General features: G+C 63.9%; 27 protein-coding genes and 1 pseudogene. 20 read left to right on the top strand and 8 right to left on the bottom strand.

Translation table 11 applies throughout. The features are described from left to right. Nucleotides 1-82: 82 nt before the first annotated feature. The 7 genes from AC1DRP_RS16740 (at nucleotide 83) to AC1DRP_RS16710 (ending at nucleotide 6,019) form a co-directional block, all read left to right on the top strand. Nucleotides 83-295: a hypothetical protein gene (locus AC1DRP_RS16740; RefSeq protein WP_441505602.1), complete on the top strand. Its 213-nt coding sequence runs from the start codon at nucleotides 83-85 to the stop codon at nucleotides 293-295. Next, the gene (locus tag AC1DRP_RS16735; protein ID WP_476769026.1) at nucleotides 217-1,080 is read left to right on the top strand and encodes an SDR family NAD(P)-dependent oxidoreductase; all 864 of its coding nucleotides are present in this window, start codon (nucleotides 217-219) and stop codon (nucleotides 1,078-1,080) included. Before AC1DRP_RS16740 ends, AC1DRP_RS16735 begins: the two co-directional genes overlap by 79 nt. A 320-nt stretch (nucleotides 1,081-1,400) precedes the next feature. Beyond that, nucleotides 1,401-3,146, top strand: coding sequence for an alkaline phosphatase (locus AC1DRP_RS16730; protein WP_476769021.1), 1,746 nt, complete (start codon nucleotides 1,401-1,403; stop codon nucleotides 3,144-3,146). Nucleotides 3,147-3,190: 44 nt separating this feature from the next. Next, nucleotides 3,191-3,655, top strand: coding sequence for a hypothetical protein (locus AC1DRP_RS16725; RefSeq protein ID WP_441508070.1), 465 nt, complete (start codon nucleotides 3,191-3,193; stop codon nucleotides 3,653-3,655). A gap of 34 nt (nucleotides 3,656-3,689) precedes the next feature. Continuing rightward, nucleotides 3,690-4,352 carry an ABC transporter ATP-binding protein gene (locus tag AC1DRP_RS16720; RefSeq protein ID WP_476769020.1) on the top strand — a complete coding sequence of 221 codons (663 nt, stop codon included), beginning with the start codon at nucleotides 3,690-3,692 and terminating at the stop codon, nucleotides 4,350-4,352. Continuing rightward, on the top strand, nucleotides 4,349-5,584 hold the full coding sequence (locus tag AC1DRP_RS16715) for an FtsX-like permease family protein (protein ID WP_441508068.1): 1,236 nt from the start codon (nucleotides 4,349-4,351) through the stop codon (nucleotides 5,582-5,584). The genes AC1DRP_RS16720 and AC1DRP_RS16715 overlap by 4 nt, the downstream gene beginning before the upstream one ends. Nucleotides 5,585-5,863: 279 nt before the next feature. Then, nucleotides 5,864-6,019 (top strand): hypothetical protein, encoded by a 156-nt coding sequence (locus AC1DRP_RS16710; RefSeq protein ID WP_441489968.1) that lies wholly within the window; start codon nucleotides 5,864-5,866, stop codon nucleotides 6,017-6,019. 162 nt (nucleotides 6,020-6,181) lie between these two features. Here AC1DRP_RS16710 and AC1DRP_RS16705 read toward each other — a convergent pair whose 3' ends face one another. Then, nucleotides 6,182-7,258 (bottom strand): LysR family transcriptional regulator, encoded by a 1,077-nt coding sequence (locus tag AC1DRP_RS16705; RefSeq protein ID WP_476769019.1) that lies wholly within the window; start codon nucleotides 7,256-7,258, stop codon nucleotides 6,182-6,184. A gap of 253 nt (nucleotides 7,259-7,511) precedes the next feature. On the opposite strand from AC1DRP_RS16705, the gene AC1DRP_RS16700 reads away from it, so the two are divergent. Genes AC1DRP_RS16700 through AC1DRP_RS16685 form a run of 4 tightly spaced genes read left to right on the top strand, consistent with a single transcriptional unit; the run spans nucleotide 7,512 to nucleotide 11,082 of the window. Beyond that, on the top strand, nucleotides 7,512-8,660 hold the full coding sequence (locus AC1DRP_RS16700; RefSeq protein ID WP_441508066.1) for an HlyD family secretion protein: 1,149 nt from the start codon (nucleotides 7,512-7,514) through the stop codon (nucleotides 8,658-8,660). A 25-nt stretch (nucleotides 8,661-8,685) separates the two neighbouring features. Next, nucleotides 8,686-10,263: a DHA2 family efflux MFS transporter permease subunit gene (locus tag AC1DRP_RS16695; protein WP_476769018.1), complete on the top strand. Its 1,578-nt coding sequence runs from the start codon at nucleotides 8,686-8,688 to the stop codon at nucleotides 10,261-10,263. A 21-nt stretch (nucleotides 10,264-10,284) separates the two neighbouring features. Beyond that, a complete protein-coding gene (locus AC1DRP_RS16690; RefSeq protein WP_441508064.1) occupies nucleotides 10,285-10,749 on the top strand; it encodes a DoxX family protein in 465 nt (154 codons plus the stop codon). A gap of 54 nt (nucleotides 10,750-10,803) precedes the next feature. Next, on the top strand, nucleotides 10,804-11,082 hold the full coding sequence (locus AC1DRP_RS16685) for a GNAT family N-acetyltransferase (RefSeq protein ID WP_441508063.1): 279 nt from the start codon (nucleotides 10,804-10,806) through the stop codon (nucleotides 11,080-11,082). Nucleotides 11,083-11,126: 44 nt separating this feature from the next. On the opposite strand, the gene AC1DRP_RS16680 is transcribed toward AC1DRP_RS16685, so the two are convergent. Next, on the bottom strand, nucleotides 11,127-12,041 hold the full coding sequence (locus AC1DRP_RS16680) for a pirin family protein (protein ID WP_441508062.1): 915 nt from the start codon (nucleotides 12,039-12,041) through the stop codon (nucleotides 11,127-11,129). A 302-nt stretch (nucleotides 12,042-12,343) separates the two neighbouring features. Between AC1DRP_RS16680 and AC1DRP_RS16675 the strand changes: the two genes are divergently transcribed. The 3 genes from AC1DRP_RS16675 to AC1DRP_RS16665 all read left to right on the top strand — a co-directional run bounded on the left by AC1DRP_RS16675 (nucleotide 12,344) and on the right by AC1DRP_RS16665 (nucleotide 14,116). Then, the gene (locus tag AC1DRP_RS16675; RefSeq protein WP_441508061.1) at nucleotides 12,344-12,985 is read left to right on the top strand and encodes a hydrolase; all 642 of its coding nucleotides are present in this window, start codon (nucleotides 12,344-12,346) and stop codon (nucleotides 12,983-12,985) included. Between the two features lie 206 nt (nucleotides 12,986-13,191). Further along, nucleotides 13,192-13,488, top strand: coding sequence for a putative quinol monooxygenase (locus AC1DRP_RS16670; protein ID WP_441489960.1), 297 nt, complete (start codon nucleotides 13,192-13,194; stop codon nucleotides 13,486-13,488). A 184-nt stretch (nucleotides 13,489-13,672) separates the two neighbouring features. Then, the gene (locus tag AC1DRP_RS16665; RefSeq protein ID WP_441508060.1) at nucleotides 13,673-14,116 is read left to right on the top strand and encodes a DoxX family protein; all 444 of its coding nucleotides are present in this window, start codon (nucleotides 13,673-13,675) and stop codon (nucleotides 14,114-14,116) included. Between the two features lie 106 nt (nucleotides 14,117-14,222). On the opposite strand, the gene AC1DRP_RS16660 is transcribed toward AC1DRP_RS16665, so the two are convergent. From AC1DRP_RS16660 to AC1DRP_RS16635, 6 genes are all read right to left on the bottom strand, one after another. Then, nucleotides 14,223-15,161, bottom strand: a complete 939-nt coding sequence (locus AC1DRP_RS16660) for a LysR family transcriptional regulator (protein WP_441508059.1) — start codon at nucleotides 15,159-15,161, stop codon at nucleotides 14,223-14,225. A gap of 74 nt (nucleotides 15,162-15,235) precedes the next feature. Next, a complete protein-coding gene (locus AC1DRP_RS16655) occupies nucleotides 15,236-15,610 on the bottom strand; it encodes a nuclear transport factor 2 family protein (RefSeq protein ID WP_441508058.1) in 375 nt (124 codons plus the stop codon). 74 nt (nucleotides 15,611-15,684) lie between these two features. Beyond that, nucleotides 15,685-16,428, bottom strand: a complete 744-nt coding sequence (locus AC1DRP_RS16650) for an SDR family NAD(P)-dependent oxidoreductase (RefSeq protein ID WP_476769017.1) — start codon at nucleotides 16,426-16,428, stop codon at nucleotides 15,685-15,687. Between the two features lie 73 nt (nucleotides 16,429-16,501). Then, nucleotides 16,502-17,425 (bottom strand): VOC family protein, encoded by a 924-nt coding sequence (locus AC1DRP_RS16645; protein WP_441489955.1) that lies wholly within the window; start codon nucleotides 17,423-17,425, stop codon nucleotides 16,502-16,504. 81 nt (nucleotides 17,426-17,506) lie between these two features. Continuing rightward, nucleotides 17,507-18,364, bottom strand: coding sequence for a fumarylacetoacetate hydrolase family protein (locus tag AC1DRP_RS16640; RefSeq protein WP_441508055.1), 858 nt, complete (start codon nucleotides 18,362-18,364; stop codon nucleotides 17,507-17,509). Between the two features lie 90 nt (nucleotides 18,365-18,454). Next, complete coding sequence (locus tag AC1DRP_RS16635; protein WP_476769016.1) at nucleotides 18,455-19,276, bottom strand: FCD domain-containing protein; 822 nt, start codon at nucleotides 19,274-19,276, stop codon at nucleotides 18,455-18,457. Nucleotides 19,277-19,350: 74 nt separating this feature from the next. Here AC1DRP_RS16635 and AC1DRP_RS16630 point away from each other — a divergent pair, with 74 nt between their 5' ends. The 6 genes and pseudogenes from AC1DRP_RS16630 to AC1DRP_RS16605 all read left to right on the top strand — a co-directional run. Next, nucleotides 19,351-20,496: an ABC transporter substrate-binding protein gene (locus AC1DRP_RS16630; RefSeq protein ID WP_441508053.1), complete on the top strand. Its 1,146-nt coding sequence runs from the start codon at nucleotides 19,351-19,353 to the stop codon at nucleotides 20,494-20,496. Nucleotides 20,497-20,547: 51 nt separating this feature from the next. Continuing rightward, a pseudogene (locus AC1DRP_RS16625) lies at nucleotides 20,548-21,252 on the top strand (branched-chain amino acid ABC transporter permease); the annotation flags it as partial. A gap of 46 nt (nucleotides 21,253-21,298) precedes the next feature. After that, nucleotides 21,299-22,039, top strand: coding sequence for a branched-chain amino acid ABC transporter permease (locus AC1DRP_RS16620; RefSeq protein WP_476769015.1), 741 nt, complete (start codon nucleotides 21,299-21,301; stop codon nucleotides 22,037-22,039). After that, nucleotides 22,039-22,842: an ABC transporter ATP-binding protein gene (locus tag AC1DRP_RS16615; RefSeq protein WP_441508050.1), complete on the top strand. Its 804-nt coding sequence runs from the start codon at nucleotides 22,039-22,041 to the stop codon at nucleotides 22,840-22,842. The genes AC1DRP_RS16620 and AC1DRP_RS16615 overlap by 1 nt, the downstream gene beginning before the upstream one ends. Nucleotides 22,843-22,845: 3 nt before the next feature. Next, nucleotides 22,846-23,565, top strand: coding sequence for an ABC transporter ATP-binding protein (locus tag AC1DRP_RS16610; RefSeq protein WP_441508049.1), 720 nt, complete (start codon nucleotides 22,846-22,848; stop codon nucleotides 23,563-23,565). Nucleotides 23,566-23,608: 43 nt separating this feature from the next. Next, a partial coding sequence (locus tag AC1DRP_RS16605) for an SDR family NAD(P)-dependent oxidoreductase (protein ID WP_476769014.1) occupies nucleotides 23,609-23,810 on the top strand: 202 nt, incomplete at its 3' end.

The raw sequence follows: 23,810 nt of genomic DNA, 5'->3' as shown, positions 1-23,810 counted from the left end.
GTGCGGCGCGATGGCGAGGTGCCTCAGGCGCCGACAGGGCTGAAGGCGCCGTTTCGGCGGCCTCAACGGCCGCAGCAACACGGTGCTGTTCTGGGAGCCGGCGGCGCATGGCGGCGCGCAGCTCTTCGACGTGCTCTGGAGCGCGACGGAAAACGGGCCGTGGCAGGTCATCAACCCGGTCGGGTTGCTGTCGAGCGTTTACCTGCATGCGACCCAATCAGAGGGGCATTATCGCGTCGGGGCGCGGGACCTGTTCGGCCGGACCAGCCAGGAGTCGACGACGATCAAGGCCTGAGCCGATCCCTCACCTGGGAAGGAAGAGCTTCGATCCCTGCGGCGTGCCAAACCGGCCGTTGCGCCGGAACGCCGACTGACACCGACCGCGACACGACGCGCGGTCGGCGTCAGCAGCGCCAGGATCGCGTGCGCGATGTGGTCGAGGCAGCGAGGCAAAGGGGCGCCAAGGCGGTTCCCTTGCACCTGGATGTCGGGCGCAGCGACAGCTTCGCGGCGTTCCGGGATGAGGCAACGGCAATGCTGCAGCGCGAATGGAACGCAGGCTCCTTCGACTACCTCGTCAACAATGCGGGCTTCGGACAGATGGCCCTGTTCGAGGACACCAGCGAGGAGCTCTTCGACTCCTTCATGCGGGTGCTGTTCAAGGGACCCTATTTTCTGACCCAGGCTCTGCTTCCAGTGCTTGCTGACGGCGGTGCCATCGTCAATGTGACGAGCAATTCGACCCTGCAGAGCGGCATGGAGCCGGGCTATTCCGCCTATGCATCGATGAAGGGCGGCCTGACCGTACTCACCCGCTACATGGCCAAGGAGTTCGGCCGCCGCGGCATCCGCGTGAACGCCGTTGCGCCGGGCGCCACCAGGACCCGGATCGGCGACGATGCGTTCGATCGCTATCCGGAGATCATTCAGTCCATCGTCGAGAAGACGGGGTTGGGGCGTCTCGGAGAGGCCAGCGATGTGGGCGCCGTGATCGCAGCCGTGCTCTCGGACGAATTCCGCTGGGTAACCGGACAGTCCATCGAAGCATCCGGCGGCGCCAGGTTGTCCTTCGCCTGCTAGGCGAAACCGCAGCGCCTCCTGAGGTCGAGCCACGATCGGCCCCTGGCAATCTCACACGGGCCGGCCATCGGGGCACGCGCTGGCGGCTCGGGACGCGCCCTCGCGTCGCTCATGCCCGGGACGCGGGCGTCGAGGTCGCCCGTCTTCGGAATGGTGCAACCGCGCATCGGTCGGGCAGGCCGTCCCTGGATGCCCTGTTGATGTTGGGGCAGGCGTGGTCGGATGGTATTCAACAACATGCAGGGCTGTCGCCATCCTGTCATGTGCGGCTGCAACTAGCTCACCCCATCCAAGGGATCACGGATTATCGGAGGTTGGGGATGCAACTGAGAACGCTTTGGCATGCGGTAGCAATTGGCAGCGCCTTCGCTGCGGCCCCTGTCGCCGCGCAGACGATCTATCCCATCAACCGTGCCGAAATCCTCGAGGGCTCGCGCTTCGACTTCAAGGTCGAGTTCCCGAACGCGCCGACCTCGGCCGATGTCGCGGTCACGATCAACGGCAAGCCGGCCGCCGAAATCTTCGGCAAGGCCACGACCTTCATGCAGAACGAGGAAGGCCAGAAGCATTCGGCGCTGTGGCTGCGTGGCGCGACGCTTCCGGCGGGCAATTATACCGTCGAGGCGAAGCAGGGAACCAACAAGGCGACGGTCAAATGGGAGGTCTTCGCCACCACCCAGCCGCGCCGCGCCAAGAACGTCATCCTCTTCATCGGTGACGGCATGTCGGTCGCCAACCGCACCGCGGCCCGCATTCTCTCCAAGGGCTGGGACGAAGGTCGCTACAATGGCGAGCTCGCCATGGACGACATGTCCAACATGGCGCTGATCTCGACCTCGGGCACGGACTCGATCGTGACCGACAGCGCCAATGCCGCCCATGCCTACACCACCGGCCATAAATCCTGCGTCAACGCACTCGGCGTCTACTGCGCCAAGAACGCCCTGACGCTCGACCATCCCAAGGTCGAGACCATCGCCGAGGTGATCAAGCGTCGCGGCAAGATGGCGATCGGCGTCGTCACCAACTCGGAAATCGAGGACGCGACCCCGGCTTCGATGGTGGCCCACACCCGCCGCCGCTCGGATTTCAACGACATCGTCAAGATGTTCCACGATGTGCAGCCCGACGTGATCATGGGCGGCGGCTCCCCGAACTTCCTGTCCAAGGCGACCCACGGTTCGAAGCGGACCGATGAGCTCGACTTCATCGCCAAGTTCAAGGAGGCGGGCTACACGCTCGCGACCACCAAGACGGAAATGAACGCGGCTGTCGCGGCCGGCTCGAAAAAGCTGCTCGGCCTCTACAACACCGGTAACATCGACGGCGCGTTCGATCTGCGGCTGACCAAGAAGGGCACGGTTTCGAAGTTCCCCGACCAGCCGGACGTGGTAGAGCAAACCAAGGCTGCGCTCGACATGCTCAAGGGCAACGAGGACGGTTTCTTCCTGATGGTCGAGTCGGCCCGCATCGACAAGTACAGCCATTCGCTCGACTGGGAGCGTTCGGTGTTCGATACGATCATGCTCGACAACGCGGTGAAGGTGGCGAAGGACTTCGCCGGCGACCGCAACGACACCCTGATCATCGTGGTGCCCGATCACGCCCATCCGATCTCGATCATCGGCACCTATGACGACGACCGTCCGGGCCAGCTCCTGCGCGACAAGCTCGGCGTCTACGCCGACTCCGTGCCGCCGAACTACGGCCCGCTCGACGTGGACGGCTACCCCACCAAGGTCGACACCTCGCGCCGCCTCGCAGTGGTCTATGGCAGCTATCCCGACACCTGCGACACCGGCCGCCCGGACATGACCGGCGAACGCGTGCCGGCGGTCAAGGGCCCGGATGGCAAGACCAATATCGCGAACGAGAAGGACTGCACCGGCCCGCTGGCCGCGCGCCGGACAGGCAACCTGCCCTTCGACGCCAATAGCGGCGTCCACTCCGCCGACGACGTGATCCTGACTGCGATGGRCCCGGGCGCCGAGAAGTTCCGCGGCCATAAGCCCAACACCTATGTCTTCCGCGTCATGGCGGAAGCACTGGCGCTGGGCGGCAAGTAAGTAAGGCGGCAAGTAGGCCGGCCATCCGCCGACAGGGACGAGCGATGCAACGGCAACGCCATGAGATGCTGACCACCCGCCGCGTGACCCTCACGGGTCTCGCGGTGGCCCTGCTTTGCAGGGATGTCCGAGCGGCGGAGCCGGCCACGATCGCCTTCGACGGCCTCTACAGATCCTTCGGCGTGCTCGGCTTCCAGTTTTCGGACCGCGTCACGGCCCTGCGCGGACAAGAGGTACGCCTGACCGGCTACATGGCGCCTCCGCTGAAGCCGGAAAGCCACTTCTTCGTGCTCACGCGCGAGCCGCTGGCGATCTGCCCGTTCTGCCAATCGGATGCCGACTGGCCAGTCGACATCGTCGTCGTCTTCATGAAGGAGATCACGCCAATGGTCAGCGCCGGTCGCAAGGTCGTCGTGTCGGGTCGGCTGGAGATAGGCTCGGCCACGGATCAGGAAACCGGCTTCGTCAGCCAGATCAGACTCGTCGATGCCCGCTTCACACTCGCCTGAGCGATCCGCCGCTCGGACATTGCGGCTTTCAAACGTGACACTCGACCATCGCGGCGGCGACGGGCGCCCTTTCCGCGTGCTGGACGTTCCCGAACTCACAGTGCCTTCCGGCGCTCATATCGGTTTGCGCGGCCMCTCAGGCTCCGGCAAGACCTCGCTTCTGCACCTGATTGCCGGGCTGATCGTGCCGAGCACAGGCAGGGTCTCATGGGGCGAGACGGAGATCTCCTCCCTGTCGCCCGGCAATCGCGACCGCTGGCGTCTCTCGACGCTCGGCTCCGTCTTCCAGGATTTCCACCTGATCCCGGAACTCGACATCCTTGGCAACATCACGCTGCCCACGACCTTCTCATCCTGGAGGGTTGGCCCGGCCGAGCGGGAGCATGCCAAGACCGTCGCCGCGCGCATGGGTCTCACTGATCTGCGCCGCCGGACAGGAGTACTTTCACGTGGCGAGCAGCAGCGGGTTGCGATTGCCCGCGCGGTCTGCCGGCAGCCTGCCATGATCCTCGCCGACGAACCCACGGCCAGTCTGGATGCGGCCCATGCCGATGAGGTGGGCGCCTTGCTGGTCGATGCGGCCGTTGAGGCCGGCGCCACCTTGATTTGCGCCACGCATGATGCCGCGCTCCTGGCGCGGATGAAGCATCGGCTCGACATCAAGGCCGCGTCTCCGATTGCGAAGCAGGCCGCATGAATCCCTTCGCAATGATCCTCGCCGATCTTCGCGCCCTGCGTTGGACGGCGGCCGCGATTGTCGTCCTGATAGCGCTGGCGGTTGCAGTCGGCGTGGCGATCGGCGCGCAGGAGCGGGCGCTGCGGCAGAGTTCGGCCGCCGCGGCGGATGACTTCGCCCTCCTCATCGGTGCGCCCGGCAGCCAGACCCAGTTGCTGATGTCGACGGTCTATCTGCAGCTCGACGCGATCCCGCTGATGGAGGGAAGCGTCCTGCAGTCGCTGGCCCGGGACGAGCGTGTCGCCGCCTTCGCGCCGATCGCCTTCGGCGACGTCACACGTGGCTATCCGATCATCGGCACGACCGCGGCCTTTGCCACGCGCTGGGGCCGCGTCACACCGAGCGAGGGGCGCCTCTTCGCCAGGGAACGCGAAGCCTTGATCGGCGCCGATGTCGACTATCGGCTCGGCGAGAGCATCACGCCGTCGCATGGTGTTGCCGGCCAGACTCATAAAGCGGGCGAGGAGGATGAGGACGAGGCCGGACACCGCCATGCCGGCCACGACTACACCATCGTCGGCCGCCTGCCGCCGCTCGGATCGCCCTGGGACCGCGCGATCCTGGTACCGATCGAGAGCGTCTGGGAGGTTCACGGGCTCGGCAATGGACACGCCGCAGGCACCGAGACGATCGGGCCGCCCTTCGATGGCGTGCCTGTGCCCGGCGTGCCCGCGATCGTCGTCAAGCCGCGCAGCGTGGCCGGGGCCTATGCCCTGCGCAGCCAGTATCGCCAGGGCGGGACGATGGCGTTCTTTCCCGCCGAAGTCCTGGTCGGGATCTATCGCTCGCTCGGCGACGCGCGTGGTGTGCTTGTCTTCGCTTCCACGCTGAATGCGACGCTGGTGCTGGCCTCGATCCTTCTGCTGCTGATTGCGGTGACCGGGCTGCGGCGGCGGCGCTACGCCGTATTGCGTGCCATGGGCGCATCCCGGCTCTACGTCCTGCTCGTGATCTGGCTCGGCATGGCCCTGCTGATGGCGCTCGGCTGTATCGCCGGGCTGTTGCTCGGTGGTGCTGCTGCCGGCGTCCTGTCAGGCCTGATCGAGGCGCAGACCGGCCTTCGCCTCACGATCGCACTGGACAAGCCTGAATTCCTGCAGATCGCCCTGCTGTTCGTCGTCGGCACCGTTCTCAGCCTGCTGCCGGCGATCGCCTCGTTCGCCAACCCGATCGCGTCGGGACTGCGCGACTGAAGCGTGGCGGCTCCCGCTTTGCTGGCGAAGGTCAAGGTCGAACGGCCGCGGCTGTTCATGGTGCCATTCCCAGCGGTTAGTGCTTGATTAACGAAACCATCCAACGATCGCAACGCAGGGTTGTCATCGGCAGCGATGAGCCTAACCTCTCGCCGCACCATGATGGCATTCGAGGATGGCGATCGATGGCGGTCAAAAACGCGATGATCAGGAATGCGTGACGAACGACCAGAGCGCCGCCGAAACCGCGCTCCCGAGTTCCCTGGCCGGCGCCCAATCGTGCTGAATTCGGAGGCCGATTACCTGCGTGCTTGTGCGCGTGCCGGTGAGATCCACGCCGCAGCCGCCCATAATCCGATGACGGACCTCGAGCTCGAACGGCTCGCACTGGCGATACTGACCTGGGAATTGAAACGGGGTGGAAGTGACGTCTAGGGACGACACTGCATGTTGTGCCCGGGCCATCGCGGCAATGAACTCACCCTTCCGAGGAGATTGGCCGCCGGTCTTGGAGAGGACTGCCCCCTGCCCCTGTGCCGCCCGGCACAGGCCCCGAACGCACGCATGGCCCGCAGGATCATTGCGTTCGGAGCACGCCTAGCCCGACAGGCTCGCAAGCYCCCGGACCAATTCCTGCCGCAACCAGGCAACCGATGGGTGTGCTCCCATCGTGCGGTGGGACAGCATCGAGATCTGAAGCGCCGGGCTTGGATAGGGCGGATCACGGAATTCAAGCCCCGGATTCTGCTCCGCCAATTGCTTGGGGACGAACGCAATCATGTCGGTGGCAGCGATAATCGGGGGCACCGTGAGAATATGAGACACAACCGCCCCGACCTTGCGTGTCAGGCCACGCTCCGCCATCAGCGCTTCGAGCTGGAGCGGATTGCTGCTGACATAGGCCCGTTCGAGGCCCTCCTGGTCGATTGTTCCGCCCGCAGTCATTGCGCCTTGGCCGGCGATGAGAATGTCGAGATGCGGGAATTCCGCCAGTTCCTCCACACCAAAGGTGCCGGTCGCAGCAGGATGCCCTCTCCGCATGACCCAGACATTCGGTCCTGTGAAAAGAGGCTCCATGACAAGGCGGGACGGGACGCGCCCGAACGCTCCAATGACGAGATGCAGGGTTCCGCGATCGAGTTCTTCCACGAGGTTGAGATCATTGAACGGGCGCAGCCAGAACCGCAGGCCAGGCCCGATCCGTCCCAGTTTTGAAAGAACGGGCGGCATCAGGGCGCCGATGACATAGTCGGATGTAGCAATGACGAAGCGCGTCTCAGATGAGCCCGGTTCGAATACAGGCCCGTGAAACGCCGCCTCGATCTGACGAAGTGCGCTCTTGATCGGCTGTGCCAACTCTTCAGCGCGCGGCGTCGGGTGCATTCTGCCGGGGCCGCGTACGAACAATTCGTCGTCGAGGATCCGCCGCAGCTTGTTCAGGGAATGACTGACGGCTGATTGGGTCAAACCCAGGCGAGCAGCGGCGCGGGAGGCGCCTCGCTCTTCCATGACCGCATCGAAGACGCGGATGAGATTCAAATCAAGCTTGTGAAGGATGCTCATTGGCCGAGCTTTATCCAATTGAGAACCGGGGAGCTCTTGCTCGCGCTCCTTCGCGACCGGACCGCCAGCTGCCCCCGGAACCGAGCTCGCCAGGGGAAACCGCCTCGGCACGCAGCTTGTGAATGGCAGGTTTCATCTTCGTCCCTTCGCCAGACAGCCTGGCCGCCTGCCTTGCGACCACAGCCGGCAGCCGAAGCGCTCCGCAGCTCCCTTCGTCTCACGAGGTGCCCCGCTCTCATCGAGGGGAAGCCATATGAGCAGCACTCATTCTTCAAATGGCATAGTTTCATTTCAATCATAAGCCCTGAGATCCCATATTCGGGCCGCACCCGGCAGATCAGATTGGCCGGTGAGGAACATCGACATGAGCGCTGCAGTCGCCCGCCTTCGCCCGGCAGAAGGCCCCGCCGCAAAGACAAGCGAACAACCGGCACAGCACAAGAGAAAGCCGCGCCGCGCGCTGATCAACCTCGCCCGCACCTCCGTGCTGGTGGGAGGCGTCGGGCTTGCCATCGTCATCCCTCTGGGATGGGGACACTGGATCGCGGGGCTTACCGACCAGACGACCGACAACGCTTATCTTCGAGCCGACACCGTTCCGGTCAGCGTGCAAACCGGGGGCCGGGTCACCCGGGTCGTGGTCGCGGACTTTCAGCCGGTAAAGGCGGGCGACGCACTGTTCGAGATCGAAGACACGGAACACGCGGCGCGCGTCAGACAGGCAGAAGCCGGCGTCGCAGCAGCCGATGCCGCCTTGCGCAATACCGAAAGCCGGACCGAGCTGCAGCATTATGTCATCGCTCAGACAGAAGCCGGCATCGCGGCCATCCTGGCTGATCGCGACCGTGCCGTTCAGGAACGCGGTCGGCAGGAGGCGTTGACACGCGACGGCTGGACGACGGCACAGCGGCTCGAACTCGCCGTAGCCGATACGAAGCGCTTCGATGCGCGACTATTGGAGAAGCGGGCTGAAATCGCAGTTCAGCGGCAACAGCTCGCGGTGCTTGGAACCCAGGATCAGCAGGCTCGAGCCGAACTGCAAAGCCGGCGCGCGGCTCTCGACCTTGCGCGCGTCGATCTCGGCTACACGCGGATCTCTGCCCCGATCGACGGCATCACCAACGCGAGTTCGGTCCGCGAAGGGCAATATGTCCGCACAGGGTCGCAGCTCATCTCGATCGTGCCGCTGCCACGGGTGCATGTCGTGGCCAATTACAAGGAAACCCAGCTTTCGCAGGTCCGGCCAGGCCAAGCCGTCAGCGTGACGATCGATGCCTTCCCTGGCCGCGCCCTGACCGGCCGCGTCGAGCGTCTGTCGCCCGCCAGCGGCGCGGAGTTCAGCTTGCTGCCGGCGGATAACGCAACCGGCAATTTCACCAAGGTCGCCCAGCGTATCGGAGTTCGGATCGCGCTCGACTCCACTCCGGAACTGGAGGGGCTGCTGCGTCCCGGAATGTCGGTCGTCACGACGATCCACACCGACCGGTTGGCGCCGGAACAGGCTCAACGCTGAACCCGCAACCTCGGGAGGCTCGATCATGGCGACCGCAATCCATCCCGCAGCCCCTGCGCGTCCAATCGCGGCCGCACCGAGCCTGCGCGCACTGGTCGGTGTCGCGGCGGTCTTGCTCGGCACGTTCACCGCACTCGTGAATGCGCGCTTGACTGAAATCGGCCTCGCCGACATTCGGGGCGCGCTCGGGATCGGAGCCGATGAAGGCTCCTGGATCACGACCGCCTACATTACGGCGGAGGTTGCCGCTATCCCAGCCGCGGTCTGGCTACGCGGGATCCTGTCCCCGGCCCGCGGCGTGCTCCTCGGTTCCCTGCTCTTCACGCTCTTCTCGTTGGCCGCGCCGTTCAGCCCGTCACTCACTGTCCTGCTGATGTTCCAGGCCTTGCGCGGGCTCAGTGCCGGCGTCCTGATCCCGATGGCCTATGCGGTGACGATGCGTCATCTGCCTCAGCCCATGCGCCTGTATGGCCTCTCCTTCTATGCGTTGATCTCAGCCTTCACACCGAGCCTCTCGGTGTCGATCGAAGCTTGGGTGATGGACCACTTCACCTGGCAGTACCTGTTCTGGCTGAACGTGCTGCCGGGAACATTGACGCTGTTCGCCGGGTCCTATGGCCTGACCCGCGATCCGATCAAGTACATGCGCTTTCGAAGGCCTGACGGTTTCAGCCTGATCGCGCTTTCACTCGGGCTGGCGGCTCTTGTCACTGCGCTTGATCAGGGAAACCGCCTCGACTGGTTCGCCTCGGGGCTTATTACCGGACTGGCGGCCTCGGCCACGCTTCTCCTCGGCGGCRCCCTGGTCCACGCGCTCCTGCATCACGATCCGCTGGTCGATCCCCGCCTGCTCTGGCGGCGCAACACCGGGCTCGGCCTGTTCATGATGTTCCTGACGCGCATCGCGGTGATGTCATCAGCTCTCGTGCTGCCGCAATATTTCGCCCGGGTGCAGGGCTACAGGGCGCTCGAGAGCGGCAGCGTGTTCCTGGCCTCCGCCTTGCCGCAGCTGCTCCTTATGCCGCTCGTCGCCAGCCTCTGCTACAGGGTCGATCCGCGCCGCCTGCTTGTCTTCGGCGCCGCGCTGCAGGGCGTCGGCCTCCTGATGATGGCAGGCCTGACCAGCCAGTGGAACGCGAGCCAGGTTCTCGTTCCCCTTGTCGTGCAGTCGAGCGCCGCGCCATTCCTGGCCATTCCGATCATGGTCCTGATCACCGAAGACATCTCGCTGCGCGAAATTCCCTGGATCGCATCGCTTGTTCACATCCTGCGCACGGTCGGCTCGGCGGTTGGCGTGGCCGCCGTTGGCACCTTCGTCCGGGTTCAGGAACAGGTGCATTCGAACCTGCTCGGCCAGCATGTCACGACCGCAAGCATCCAGGCCACGCAGCGGATCGAGACGCTGTCGCAGATGTTCTCGTCGCGCCTGCCCGAGATCGAAGCGACGCGGGCAGCTACCGCCCTCATCGCCCGCACGCTGCAACGGGAAGCCTTCGTCCTGGCCTATCGCGACGCGTTCCTGCTGCTCGGCATCCTGATGCTCGCATCGATCCTGATCGCATTTGGCTTCCGCAAGACCATGCTGCCCGGAAAGCTCTTGTAATCCCCCAGGGAGAGAACACCCATGTCTATTCGAGTGCCGACTTCGTCCAGCGACCGGGCTTCGCCCGAGGTCGAGACACATCATTCCGGATATCTGCTCGCCCGCATGCTGCTGGCCGGAGGCTTCGTCTTCAGCGGTCTCAGCAAGCTGTTCGACTTTGGCGGCGCAGTACAGGAAATGGCCCATAATGGATTGCCGCTACCGACCCTCATGGCGGCCGCCGTCATCGTGACGCAGCTGGGCGGATCAGCCCTGCTGGTCTGGCCACGGACGAGTTGGATCGGTGCGGGACTGCTCGCGGGATTTACCGCGATGGCGACCGTGGTTGCTCATGCCCCCTGGAATGATACGGGCCCGATCCCCCTGCCCCAGAGCGTGATCTTTCTCCAGAATGCCGGCCTGTTCGGGGGGCTTCTCCTCGCCTTGGCAATGGGAGGCGGACATCGTCAAATCCGCAGCCTGTTCGGATTGCTCCGTTCCCGGTGACCGGGAAGGGAGCAGCCTCGAACTTGCGTGAACCGACAAGGAGGGAAGAAAGCCATGGATGGCATCGTCATCGACCGCCCGGACCTGAACCGCTTCGAACTGGCGGTCGATGGAGGCTTGGCCCTGGCCTATTATCGGCTCGACGCAAACCGTGTCGTGCTGACCCACACGGAAGTACCGCAGGAGCTTTCAGGTCAGGGCATCGGCTCCAGGCTGGCGAAGGGGACCTTCGATCTCATCCGTGCCAGTGGGCGAAAGATCGTCCTCCGCTGCTCCTTCATGGCGGGTTGGGCCAGCAGGCATCCCGAATATGACGATATCATCGACGGCTGAAAGCAGGCTGGGAACCGCCCGCGCGCCCGCTGCGAACTGCCTGGCTATTCCGGAAGAGGAATGAATTCGCTCTCATCGGGCACATGCCCGAAACGCCCCTGCTTCCAATCTTCCTTGGCCTGCTCGATGCGCTCCTTGCTCGATGACACGAAGTTCCACCAGATGTAACGGGGACCTTCGAGCGCAGCGCCACCCAGGAACATCATTGTCGTCGGCTGGGTCGCGCGGACCGTGATCCGGTCGCCCGGCTTGAAGATCAACAGGCGCGGGCCTTCGAACAGGTCGCCCGCGATATCGATCTCGCCGCTGACGACATAGATCGCACGCTCCTCATGATCGGCGTCGAGCGGAACGCTCATGCCTGCGCCAAGCGATACTTCGACATAGAACCACTCAGAGGCCATGCTGACGGGCGCCGCCTTGCCGAAGGCGGAACCGGCGATGATCCGCGCCTTCACGCCCTGGTCCTGGATGGTCGGCAGATCCGTCGCGCCATAATGTTGGAAGGAGGGAGCGATCTCCTCCTGCGCGACAGGAAGCGCAATCCAGCTTTGCAGCCCGAGCATCGTGTGGGTCCCGTCGCGATCGGTTTCAGGCGTGCGCTCGGAATGGGAAATGCCCCGTCCCGCCGTCATCAGATTCATGGCGCCCGGGCTGATCTCCTGCACATTGCCTTCGCTGTCCCGGTGCATGATGCGTCCATCGAACAGGTAGGACACTGTTGCGAGGCCGATATGAGGGTGAGGCCTGACATCCATGCCATGACCGGCGATGAACTGCACCGGCCCGAAATGATCGAAGAAGATGAAAGGGCCGACCATCTGGCGCCTTCCATGTGGCAGCGCACGCCGGACGTTGAAGCCGCCGAGGTCGCGCACGCGCGGAACGACGACAAGTTCGAGTGCATCGCAGGATTTTCGATCGCCCGTGATGGGGTCTTCCGTCGGTAGCCAGCTCATCGGCGTCTCCCTTGCGCACGGACCAAGCGGAATCGGGATCGATCGCCGCTGTATCATCGGCCCTGAGTTTCCGGGCAGCGATTATGAGCCTCACCGTGGGGGATGGCGAGGTCATGCACAGCACCATTGTTCGACCAGAAAGAACACAGAGTTCGGGAGCGGTACGCTTCCGGGGCTGAATCGCGGTGCTAGGCTGACCTGCCCGTTCGGACCCTGAGGCGACGATGTCGCGGGCGCCCGGCGCGGCTGCGCCACCGTCAAGGCACCGGTCAGCGTGCCAAAGCAACAGCGAGGATGACGTCATGACAAGCGAAGCCATTCGCGACCCGCGCAAGGATCACCTGCTGACGCCGCAGAATTCGGCCTTCATCATCATCGACTATCAGCCGGTTCAGGTGAACTCGATCGCCTCGATGGACCGACAGTTGATGATCAACAACATCGTCGGTGCCGCGAAGGCGGCCGTCGCTTATGGGCTGCCGATCGTCCACTCGACGGTGAATGTGAAGACCGGCCTCAACAAGCCGCCGATCCCGCAGGTCCAGAAGGCCCTGAAGGGCATTCCAACCATCGATCGCACCACAATCAATTCCTGGGAGGATGTCGAATTCCGCCAGGCGATCGAAGCGACCGGGCGCAAGAAACTGATCATGACGGCGCTCTGGACCGAGGCCTGCCTGACCTTCCCGGCGATCGACGCACTCGTCTCCGGCTACGAGGTCTATGTCGTCGCCGATGCTGTCGGCGGCACTTCGGTTGCGGCGCATGAGGCGGGCTTGCGGCGGATCGAGCAGGCGGGCGGCAAGATGATCAGCGTGCCGCAGCTCTTCTGCGAATTGCAGCGCGATTGGGCCCGCAAGGAGACCGTTCCAGCCTTCATCAACCTGTTCATCGAGACCGGCGGCACGGCCGGCATCCAGTTCTCCTACGATCGGACCGAGTAAGTCGGGACAAAGCCGCCGGCGCCGTGACGTGATCCAGGCTGGAGTGTCTCACTCGGGCTCGAATGACGCAGGTTCCGGCTCCTGTCGTCGGGAGCGTGCTGCATCGATCCGGATGAGAACCTGGGATCGATCAGGGCAACGGCCCGCCGGCGGGAGCCGCAGGGCGCTTCTCTGATTTGACCTGCCCACCGTGGAGGATCGGCAGAATGGGCGAGCTCTTCATCGTTGTTTCTCTCTACGCGAAGGACGGCAAGGAGGCGGACCTACGCCGCGACCTGACCAATGTCGTCGAGCCCTCACGCCGGGAAGAAGGCAGTCTGCGGTACGATCTCTTCGTCGACCAGAATGATCCGCGCCGCTTCGTCTTCGTTGAACACTGGGCGAGCACCGAAGCCCGGGACAAGCATCACAACGAAGGGGACCATATCCGGCACTTCCAGGACCATGGCGCCGCCAATGTTGAACGCACCGAGATCGCCTGCTTCCTGAACCGCATCGCGTGAAGAGCTCGGGACGATGCCTTAGCCGCGTTTGCTGCGTTCCAGCTCACACGGCCGGCGAAGACGCGTCCCGGCGCCGCTTCCGCTCTTCCTCGCCCCGAACGCAACAGGCCGCTGCGCCGCATCGCCGATGCGTCGCCCCACTCGACCGATCGATCACCCACGTTCCGCAATCTGGATCCCCGTCATGGCTGAAAACCTGGATAAGCAGCGCGCTATCATCCCGAAATTGGCGCCCCTCTACGCCGCTCTGGAACCTCTGGCCTATGCGGCAATGCGCGCCACGTCCGGGCTGATCATGGCGACATTCGGCTGGACCAAGCTGTTCGGTGACGGCATGACCCGCGACATCGAACTGTTTCAACGGCTCGGTCTGGAGCCGGCCGTGCCGCTCGCATATTTCACCAGCGGTCTGGAATTGCTCGGAGGTCTCGCCATCGCGATCGGCCTTCTCACCAGACCGCTCGCTTTCATGCTGTTCATCCAGCTCGTGGTGATCCTCGTGATGGTCATGATCCCGCGCGGCACCGGCTATCACCTGACCGTGGTCTGGCTCGGGACCTTCGCCCTGATGTCGGTGCATGGCGGTGGCCGGCTGTCACTCGATCGCTGGCTCGGCCGGGAATTCTAAAGCATCGGCCCGAAAAGTGGATTGCGGTCTTCGGGAAAGCCGATGCAAACACAAAGGGTTAGATCATCGAACCGGATACGATATCCGGTCCGATGATCTAAGGGCGTCAGCTGGCCGAGCCCTGATCGCTTGGGATCGTCCAGGGCACACCGTTCGCCAGCCGCTTGCTCAGGTAGTCCACAAGTGTCCGGACGCGGTGCGACAGATGGCGCGTCGGCGGATAGACTGCGTAGATCGTATCCGGCAGCGGCTCGTCATCGGGCAGGACATGGATCAGCCGCCCCGCGCGAACAGCATCGGCCGCAATGAACAGGGGCAGGACCGCAAGGCCGAGGCCAGCAATCGCCAGATCGCGCATGACCTCGCCATTATTGGTGACGAGATGGCTGCGTGTCACCACTGTGCGCGGGCGCATGTCCGGAGCGATGGGGAGGAACTGCCAGAGCCGGCTGGCATGGGCATTGGCGTAGTCGATGCAGTTATGAGCCGAGATCTCGTCGATGGACCTCGGCAGCGCCGTCTCCCGGGCATATGCGGGGCTGCAGCAGACGATGCGCCGGCTCTGGCACAGCTTTCGCGCGATAAGTGAGGAATCCGGCAACCGCCCGATGCGGATCGCGAGGTCATAACCGCCCGCAACCAGATCCAGCATGCGATCGTCAAGGTCGATCGCGAATTCGACGCCAGGGTGGAGCCGCGCGAAATCAGCCAGCATCGGACCAAGATGCAATGTCGCAAAGCTCATCGGTGCCGTCACCCGCAAGCGCCCCTTCAGCGGGCCCGTACGGTCGGTCACCACCTCCACGGCTTCATCGATGCTGCGCAGCGCGTCGCGCATATGGTCGTGGAACAAGGAACCCTGTTCGGTCGGCGTGACGCTGCGGGTCGAGCGGTGGAGGAGCGCGACGCCGAGCGCCTCTTCGAGATCGCTGATGCGTTTGCTGACCACGGATTTCGACAGCTTCAGCTCACTCGCCGCAGCCGTAATTCCCCCGGCTTCCACCACCTTGAGGAAGGTCAGCACATCGTCGAAACGCCAAGCCATTGTTCGATGATAGCGAACCATCACCCCTTAGCGAAAGGGCTTCGGCACCGTTTCAGCCACACGGCCAGCGCCAGCTACGAAACCGGCGTCGGTGCATAGGCCACGAAGCGCCATTCTCCAGCTTCTCGGAGCCATACGGCAAGGTAGCGATTGTTCAGAGATTTCGCGGTGCCGTTGACCGTGACCTCCGCCTTCATGACGCCGGTCACCAATGCGACATCCCCAAAGACCTTGATCTCCTGATCCTCGTTGGAAATCGCGTGATAGTCGAAGAACTTCGCGCCGACCTTCTGCAGGTAGCTTTCCTTGTCGTCGCGCGCTGCGTTGGAATGCGTATAGGCGAGGCTGTCGGAGAGCATGTCACCAAGCACGGTGAGATCCGCCTGCAGCATGGCGTCATAGCGCCGCTTCTCCAGTTGCTCGATTGCGCGGATCGTCGGGTCGGTCATGAACGTATCCTCGAATGGTTTCGGGCAATGCCGGTCTGGATCTTCAGAGACTTGGATTCTCAGAGTCCGGGCCTTCAGATCGTCCGGCCGGCATCGATCTTGAGATGCGCTCCGGTCAGATGTGGAAGCTGATCGCTCAGGGCAAAGGCGACATAGCGCCCGAGTTCCTGCACATCGACGACCTCGCCCATCGGCAGGCTCTTCGCCACCTGATCGAGATAGCCGGGCATGGCACGCGTGGCATCCGTCGCCGTCGTGCCCGGGACGAGCGTGTTGACCMGGATCCGGTGCGGCGCCAGTTCCAGCGCGAGGCCTTGCATCAGCGCGTGAACGCCGCCCTTGCTCGCAACATAGGGCAAGAGGCCAGACACCGGCCGCAGGGCGGTCGACGATCCGGTCGCAATGATGGACCCGCCCCCGCCTTGCCTCACCATCACGCGTGCGGCCTCCAGAACCGTCAGGAAGGTTCCGGTGAGATTGACGTCGAGAACCTGCTGCCAGTCCTCCAGCGTGAGTTCCGCAGCCGGTTTTCGCGCGCCGATGATGCCGGCATTCGCCACGGCAGCATCGATGCGCCCGAAGCGCTCGACCGCCGCAGAAAACAATCGGCTGACGGCCACCGCCTCTCTGATATCGGTTGCGACAGCCAGAGCATCACGCCCCGCGCTCCCAAGCGCTGCCGCCACGTCCGCGAGTTTGCTCTTGTCGAGCCCCGCTACGATGAGGCTCGCCCCCTGCTCTGCACAGGCCTCTGCTATGGCCCGGCCGATGCCGGATTCCGCTCCGGTGACGACGATGACTTTTCCGGAAAGCAGCACATCTCTCTCCCATCTCAGGATGTTCCCGAGAGCCGCTGCTGCGGACTTGACCTCCGCAGTAGCGCCGGACGATTCAGCCGCGCGCGGAACCGTGCCCGTCGAAGACAGCGAAATCGGTGTGGTGCTGGATCCATGGGCGCGGCGGCGGCGCGCCCCAACGGTTCACGACCTTGATATTGGTCAGGTCCGCATCGATATCGGCAACCTTCGGCTCATACCCGGTATCGTTCGCGATGACTTCCATCTCCGACGAACACTCCACCATGAAACCTGCCGGATCGAGATAATAGGCGAAGAGATTGTCGCCCGCGCCGTGACGCCCGGGCCCCCAGACTACAACGCGGTCCAATGCGTCGAGCACGTCGCCGAGCCGCATGAAATCGTTGAACTGGGCAAATTCCCAGGCGTAATGATGGATGCCCGGTCGAGCCCCCTTGACGATCCCGACCGTGTGATGCCGTCCGTCGGCAGCGCGAAGCCAGACCAGTTCACATCCCGAGGTGCGCTCCGAAATCTTGAGACCAAGGGTCTCGTGCAATTCACCGTAGATCCGCCAGGGATCGGGAGACGTCAGATTGACGTGACAAATGCCGCGCGGGTGAATCCCGGCCCCGGCGTAGCGCCGTGGCTGGTCCGCCGGCATCGGAGTATGAACTTCGAAGACATGGCCATCGCTGGTCGTGAAGGTGACCGAGCGCTCGATGCATGGCAGCGACGGCTCGCGGGACAAGACCGCAAGTCCAACCGCTGAGGCGCGCGAGGCCGCGGCCTCGACGGCATCGCCATCCAGTGCCTCGAGGCCCACCGTCCGCGCTGCGTTGCCGGAAGCCTGATGCAACATCAACTCCGCGCGACGGCCTGTCGCCGTCAACACGGCGCGCCCGTCATGGTAGTCGACGATGCGCAACCCAAGGACGCTTTCTGCATCCCTTACGCATGCATCCAGATCCTCGACATTCAAGGCCATGTAGCTCTGGCGGGTAACCAGCGGCGTCATGAGCGTAAACTCCCTCGTTCAGTCCATTTCTTTTGGGCTATTCTTGTTCTTGCTTGGGTTCAGTGCGACGCGGCGGCGCGGCTAGGCTGCGCTCGCCACAGCGACCTCGTCGCGCACCGGATTCCGGAGCACGCCGAGCCCTTCGATCTCGACCTCGCAAATGTCGCCATCCTTCATGAAGAGCGGCGGCTTGCGGGCAAATCCGACCCCAGCCGGCGTTCCGGTAATGATCAGGTCGCCAGGCTCCAGCGTGATCGCCTCGCTGAGATAGAAGATCAGGTCGGCAAGCGGGAAAACCAGATCGCTGGTATTCGCGGACTGGACCACCACGCCATTGAGGCGCGTCTCGATCTTCAAGCCCTTGCCGCCCGGCGGCAACTCGTCGGCCGTGACGAATTCGGGGCCAAACGCGCCGGTATCGTCGAAGTTCTTGCCGACCGTCCATTGCGGTGACTTGAACTGGTAGTCCCTGATCGAGCCGTCGTTGAAGATCGAATAACCCGCGACGTGGTCGAGCGCCGCTTCACGCGAGATATGCCGGCCGCCTCGCCCGATCACGGCCACGAGCTCGCCCTCGAAATCAAGCTGGGCCGATACCGCTGGGCGGACGATGGCTTCGCCATGGCCGATAAGGCTCGACGCAAAGCGCGGGAAGACGGCCGGATAGCTCGGGACGTCCTTGTAGGGGCTCTCGGCCGCGTGATCGACATAGTTCAACCCGACGCAAACGATCTTGGGCGGTCGGGCAACCGGCGGGAGAAAGCGAAGGGTGGCCTGGTCCAGTCGCTTGCCCCGCGGCGCGCGGGCCAGCGCGGCAACGGCACCGGGTCCATCCGCAAGGACCTTGCCGAGATCGACGGAACCGAGATCGAAAAGCTCAGCGCCATCACGGACGGCCAAACCCGCCTGCTGACCCGAGACATAACTCACGTACCGCATCGCCATCTCCTTGATTGGATGTCGAGACGGTAGCAGCCAAAATCCGGGCGTCAACAGATTTTCGAATATCTTTCTATCTGTCGATAATGTCTACAGGTCGACCGACAGCACCCCGTCTGCCGCGAGAAGGATCTGCACGGTCCGATCCAGGTGGCGACGAACGAGGAAAACAGCGGCRTCCGAATCGCGGGCGAGCGCTGCGTCCGCAATCTCTCGATGCTCGGCGAGATGGTCGCGAGGCTCACGCAAGTACTGCACCGACAAGCGCCGATAGCGATCGGCCTGGTCGTATAATTGCTCGCGAAAATGAAGCAGCCACGGGGAGCCGCAGGCCGAGACCAAGGTCAGGTGAAAGGCCCGGTGGCGCCTCTCCCATTCCGCATCGACAAGCCCGTCCGGTCCGAGCTTGGGCTTTTTGCTAAGCTCATGCAGGGAGGCGAGAATGTTGGCTTCCCAGGCATCATCCCCCTTCTCGATCGACAATCTGACCCCCATGGCATCGAATTCCTTGCGCATGTAGGTGATATCGAGAAGATCGGACCGCGAGACCGGAGCGACACGGAAGCCCTTGTGCTCCTCCAGAACCACCAGCCCATCGGATGCCAGCTTCATAAGAGCTTCGCGCAACGGGCTGAGGCCGATCTCATAGAGCGTCCGCAACTCCTCGAAACGGAGGCGCATGCCCGGCTTCAGTCGGCACTCCAGAATGTCGCGCCGCAGCAACTCGTAGATGCCCGACATCCGCGTACGCCCCTTCGGCTCTTCATTCGCCTGACGAGCGAGCTCGCGCTGGGTTGGGCGGACCAGATTCAAGATTGCCTCCACATCCTGGACATCKACATCGTGCCGCGGGTTGTAACATAAGCCCCGGAATATCGCATGATATCTTTTATTTTCGAAAATATTTGACATGACATGAAAATCTCGTAGCCTCCCCCTCAATCAAGGAGCGCGGCCAGCGCCCAATCCGGAGGGAGAAATCAGCCATGGCTCTGCAAGCCTATCGTTCGCTCATCGCACTCGCGCCGACCGCGCTGTTGTCGCTGTCCCCAATGCCTGCTCTTGCCCAGACGGCCGCCAGCGGAGCGCCGATCAGGATCGGCGCCGTGATCTCAGCCACGGGCGCCATTGCCGGTGTCGGCCTCCCTGAGCGGGAAGGCATTCTGCTTGCTCAGAAGACCTTGAACGCACGCGGCGGCGTGAACGGTCAGCCGATCGAGATTCTGATCGAGGACGACGCGTCGAGCCCGGATGTCGCCGTCAGCAAGGTCAACGCGCTGGTGCACTCTCACAAGATCAAGGCGCTGATCGGCACCTCCGGCATCGCCCAGACCGTCGCAGTCGGCGGCATCACGGCGCCGCTGAAGCTGACCCAGATCGCCTTTTCAGGGCTGGGACCTGCCGTCGAACGCGACCGGACCTGCGTGTTCCACATCACGCCGTCACAGGAGTTGAACGCACGTGCGCTGCTCTCCTATGTCCGCGACATGAAGGCGAGCAAGGTCGGCGTCCTGCATGATTCCGGCTACGGTCAGGTCGTCTGGAACAGCATGAAGGACCTCGCCGGAGAGTTCGGCGTCACCTGGTCCCAGGTCGAGAAATTCGAGATCGCTGCCACCGATCTGACGACGCAGGCCGCCAAGGTGAGGGCGAGCGCGCCGGATGCCGTCATCGTCATATCAACGTCTCCGATGCCCTTCCGCAATGCGCGGCAGGTGAGGCTCACGGCGCCGATCATCTCCGTCCACGGCACCGCGACCTATGACTACGTCAAGGCCATGGGCGATGCGGCCGACAACATCATCCACGCCGAGTTCCTGATCGCCGAAGACCCGCTGCCACATCAGCGCGAGTTCGTGGACCTGTTCCAGAAGGAACACGGCCGGCTGCCGAAGCATTTCGAGGCCGCGGGCTGGGATGCCGTGATGTCGCTGGCGCAGGCGCTCAAGACAGCCGGGCCCGATGCCACGAACGAAGCCCTCTGCAGCGCAATGCGCCGTCCCTACCAGGGCGTCATGGCGAAATTCGACTTTTCTGCCCCGGATATGGGCGGGCTGACGCTCGCCAGCTTCAACTACTCGAAGCTGGTCAAGGGCAAGTTCACGCGCCTCGACTACTCCGCCGCCAAGTGACCGTGGAGGAGCAGGTGCCGAGCGCCTGCCTTCCCTACCGGACCTCTCATCATGTCAGCCAGTCTCGTCATGCAGGCGATCCTGTCCGGGATCACCAACGGCTTCGTCTATGCGCTGATCGGCATAGGCCTCGCCGTGATCTTCAAGGGCACCCAGATCATCAACGCGATGCAGGGCGAATTCGCCGTGATCGGCGCGATGGTCACCGTCTTCGCACTGGAGCCCGTCGGCCTGCCCTATGGCTTGTCGATCCTTCTGGGCGTCATCTCCGGTGCGGCCGTCGGTGTCATCATTGATCGCCTGTTCGTGCAGCCGATGATGCGCCAGCGCGCGGGCGAGGAAAGCTTCTTGCTGCTCACCATCGGCCTGGCGGTCACGCTGTCTGCCGCAGTGCTCTATCTCGCAGGCCGCAACTCCTATCTCCTGCCGAGCTGGGGCGAAGAAGGCGTCATCGAGATCCTCGATGCCTTCCTGCAGATCCAGGCTCTCTGGCTGATCGGTACGGCGATCATCGTGGTCGTCGGTCTGCGCCTCTTCTACGGCAGGACGCTGCTCGGGCTGTCGATGATGGCGGCGTCCATGGATCCCGACGGCGCCGCCACGAACGGCATCAATGTTCGCCGGATGCGCTCTCTGACCTTCCTGCTCGGCGGCACCGTCGGCGCGATCGCGGGCATCCTTGTCGCTCCCCTGGTTGCGGTGAACTACCACATGGGCATCGCCCTGACCCTCAAGGGCTTCGCAGCCGCCATCCTTGGAGGACTGAGCAACCCGCTCGGAGCGGTGCTGGGCGGCGTCACGCTTGGGCTGCTCGAATGTTCAGCTCGGCTTGCCGACCCTGGCCGGGTTCCTGGCCGGCATGGTGGCAAGCGCCTTGATTGCCCTCGCCGTGGGCTGGCCGGTCCTGCGCCTGACCGGCTTCTTTCTCGCCCTGGCCACGCTTGCCCTCAGCCTCATCGGCAATGTCCTGTTCTTCGAATGGGACTGGCTGACCGGCGGCACGCTCGGCATTGGCGGCATTCCCAAGCTCAGCATCGTCGGCTTCGCCTTCGATACGCCCGAGCGGGTCTACTACCTCGTCTGGCCAATCGCGATCCTCGTGCTGCTCCTCGCCGACAACCTCGTCCGCGGGCGTCCGGGCCTTGGCATGCGCGCCATGCGCGATGCCGCCCCGGCCGCTGAGGTCCTCGGCGTCGACATGCACCGTCTCAAGACTGCGATGTTCGTCATCTGCGCCATGCTCGGCTCGCTCGCCGGATCGCTCTTCGCGCACTACGTCTCCTATATCAGCGTGCAGAGCTTCACGGTCGAACGCTCGATCGCATTCCTCCTGATTCCGGTCGTCGCCGGCTCGACATCGGTCTGGGGGATCATCGCCGGCGCGCTGTTCGTCACATTCATCCCCGAGCTGCTCAGCGGTCTCGGCGACATTCACCAGGTTCTGTTCGGGCTGGCGCTGGTGCTGGTCGTCACCCTCTTGCCCGACGGGCTGATCGGAGGCGCAGATCGCCTCGCGCAACTCGTGAAACGGAGGATGGCGTGATGACTGCTGTCGCCGACCTGAAACGCCTCCCCTCGCGGCCGATCGACCTGCAAGCGACCCTGGAATTATCGGGCATCGCCCATAGTTTCGGCGGCTTCAAGGTGCTGTCCGATGTCAATTTCGCGGTCCCGCAGGGCCAGATCGTCGGGCTGATCGGGCCGAACGGGTCGGGAAAGAGCACCTGCTTCAATATCGTCTCCGGATTCCTGCGCCCCAAGGCCGGGCGGGTCCTGCTATCCGGGCGCGATATGGCTGCCGACAGCATCCAGGCGCGCACCCGTCATGGTCTGATGCGTACCTTCCAGACGCCGAAAGTATTCGAGCGCATGTCGGTGCTGGAAAATGTGATGGTGGGTCTGCACAAGGACGGCCGCAGCGGCATTCTGGCGAGCATGCTGCGCACGCCCACAGCGCGACGCGAGTTCGATCGGCTACGCAATACCGCCGAAGAGGCCTGTCGCAAGTTCGCGCTCGGCAAATTCCTGGATGCGCAGACCGGACGCCTGCCAGCCGGCCAGCGCCGCGTCGTCGAGCTTGCCCGCGCCTATGTCGGGGCGCCGCGACTGCTGCTGCTCGACGAGCCCTCCTCGGGCCTCAACACCGAGGAGATCGGGCAATTGCGCAGCTGGATCGCGATGCTCAACAGCGAGGGCATGACCATCCTGCTGGTCAGCCACGACATGGGCCTGATGACGATCGCCGACACCGTGCACGCTCTCTATTTCGGCGAGATCATCGCATCCGGGCCCATGGCTGCGATCCAGGCCGATCCCCGCGTGCGCGAAGCCTATCTGGGAGGCTGAGCCATGCTGCAGATCCAATCACTCCAGGCTGGTTACGGCGCCCTGCCCGTGCTGCATGGAATCGAGATGTCGGTCAGCCGGAACGAGGCTGTCGCGATCGTCGGCCCCAATGGCGCCGGCAAGACGACGCTGGTGCGAACCTTGTGCGGTCTGGTGAGACCGATGGCTGGTCGGGTTCTCAAGGATGGCGTCGAGTTAACCGACCTGCCGCCGCACCGCCGGGCCGAGCGCGGCATCGCGGTTGTGCTCGAAAACAGAAATCTCTTCGTCGAGTTGACCGTTCGCGACAATCTGCGCCTCGCTGAAAGCGCCGGCCGAAAGGCCTCCGGAGGTAGCCCGCGCTTCAGCCTCGAGGAGGTGCTGACGCTCTTTCCTGCCGTGCAGCAGCGCTATCACTCGTCAGTCGGGCTGCTCTCGGGCGGGCAGCAGCAAATGGTCGCCATTGCCCGCGCGCTTCTCCTGCAGCCAGACCTCCTGATCCTCGACGAACTCACGACGGGGCTCGCCCCGAAGATCGTCAAGGAGATCCTTGGCGTCCTGAACAACCTGCGGAGCCAGGGCATGGCGATCCTGCTGGTAGAACAGAGCATCACGATCGCCGCCGAAATGACGGACCGGGCCTATGTGCTCTCCGTCGGCAAGGTCGCGCAGGAGATCAGGCGCGGCGAATGGCAGGGCGTCCTCGCCGACGACAGTCTCATCAAGGCCTACCTGCACGGCTGAGTGCGCCGCAGAGCTTCACGACATCAAGTCAAGGAAACATCTCATGGAACTGGGACTTTCTGGGCGAACCGCTTTGGTGTGCGGAGCCAGTAAAGGCATTGGCAAGGGCATTGCACGAGCGCTGGCGCGAGAAGGCGTCAACGTGGCGCTGCTGGCGCGCGGACGAGAGGCTCTGGAGGAAGCCGCCGACGAGATCCGCAAGGAAACGTCGGTGACCGTGACCACCGTCTCGGCTGATATCACCC

The organism is Allobosea sp. 01N443 (genome assembly GCF_056399325.1).
Note: the sequence above shows the minus strand (reverse complement) of the source record. Positions and strands in the feature narration are given on the sequence as shown.

Excerpts from the sequence above, each read along its gene's own strand:
- AC1DRP_RS16725 (WP_441508070.1), top strand. The coding sequence starts at position 3,191 with ATGCAACGGCAACGCCATGAGATGCTGACCACCCGCCGCGTGACCCTC.
- AC1DRP_RS16715 (WP_441508068.1), top strand. The coding sequence starts at position 4,349 with ATGAATCCCTTCGCAATGATCCTCGCCGATCTTCGCGCCCTGCGTTGG.
- AC1DRP_RS16700 (WP_441508066.1), top strand. The coding sequence starts at position 7,512 with ATGAGCGCTGCAGTCGCCCGCCTTCGCCCGGCAGAAGGCCCCGCCGCA.
- AC1DRP_RS16690 (WP_441508064.1), top strand. The coding sequence starts at position 10,285 with ATGTCTATTCGAGTGCCGACTTCGTCCAGCGACCGGGCTTCGCCCGAG.
- AC1DRP_RS16685 (WP_441508063.1), top strand. The coding sequence starts at position 10,804 with ATGGATGGCATCGTCATCGACCGCCCGGACCTGAACCGCTTCGAACTG.
- AC1DRP_RS16680 (WP_441508062.1), bottom strand. The coding sequence starts at position 12,041 with ATGAGCTGGCTACCGACGGAAGACCCCATCACGGGCGATCGAAAATCC.
- AC1DRP_RS16675 (WP_441508061.1), top strand. The coding sequence starts at position 12,344 with ATGACAAGCGAAGCCATTCGCGACCCGCGCAAGGATCACCTGCTGACG.
- AC1DRP_RS16670 (WP_441489960.1), top strand. The coding sequence starts at position 13,192 with ATGGGCGAGCTCTTCATCGTTGTTTCTCTCTACGCGAAGGACGGCAAG.
- AC1DRP_RS16665 (WP_441508060.1), top strand. The coding sequence starts at position 13,673 with ATGGCTGAAAACCTGGATAAGCAGCGCGCTATCATCCCGAAATTGGCG.
- AC1DRP_RS16660 (WP_441508059.1), bottom strand. The coding sequence starts at position 15,161 with ATGGCTTGGCGTTTCGACGATGTGCTGACCTTCCTCAAGGTGGTGGAA.
- AC1DRP_RS16655 (WP_441508058.1), bottom strand. The coding sequence starts at position 15,610 with ATGACCGACCCGACGATCCGCGCAATCGAGCAACTGGAGAAGCGGCGC.
- AC1DRP_RS16645 (WP_441489955.1), bottom strand. The coding sequence starts at position 17,425 with ATGACGCCGCTGGTTACCCGCCAGAGCTACATGGCCTTGAATGTCGAG.
- AC1DRP_RS16640 (WP_441508055.1), bottom strand. The coding sequence starts at position 18,364 with ATGCGGTACGTGAGTTATGTCTCGGGTCAGCAGGCGGGTTTGGCCGTC.
- AC1DRP_RS16630 (WP_441508053.1), top strand. The coding sequence starts at position 19,351 with ATGGCTCTGCAAGCCTATCGTTCGCTCATCGCACTCGCGCCGACCGCG.
- AC1DRP_RS16615 (WP_441508050.1), top strand. The coding sequence starts at position 22,039 with ATGACTGCTGTCGCCGACCTGAAACGCCTCCCCTCGCGGCCGATCGAC.
- AC1DRP_RS16610 (WP_441508049.1), top strand. The coding sequence starts at position 22,846 with ATGCTGCAGATCCAATCACTCCAGGCTGGTTACGGCGCCCTGCCCGTG.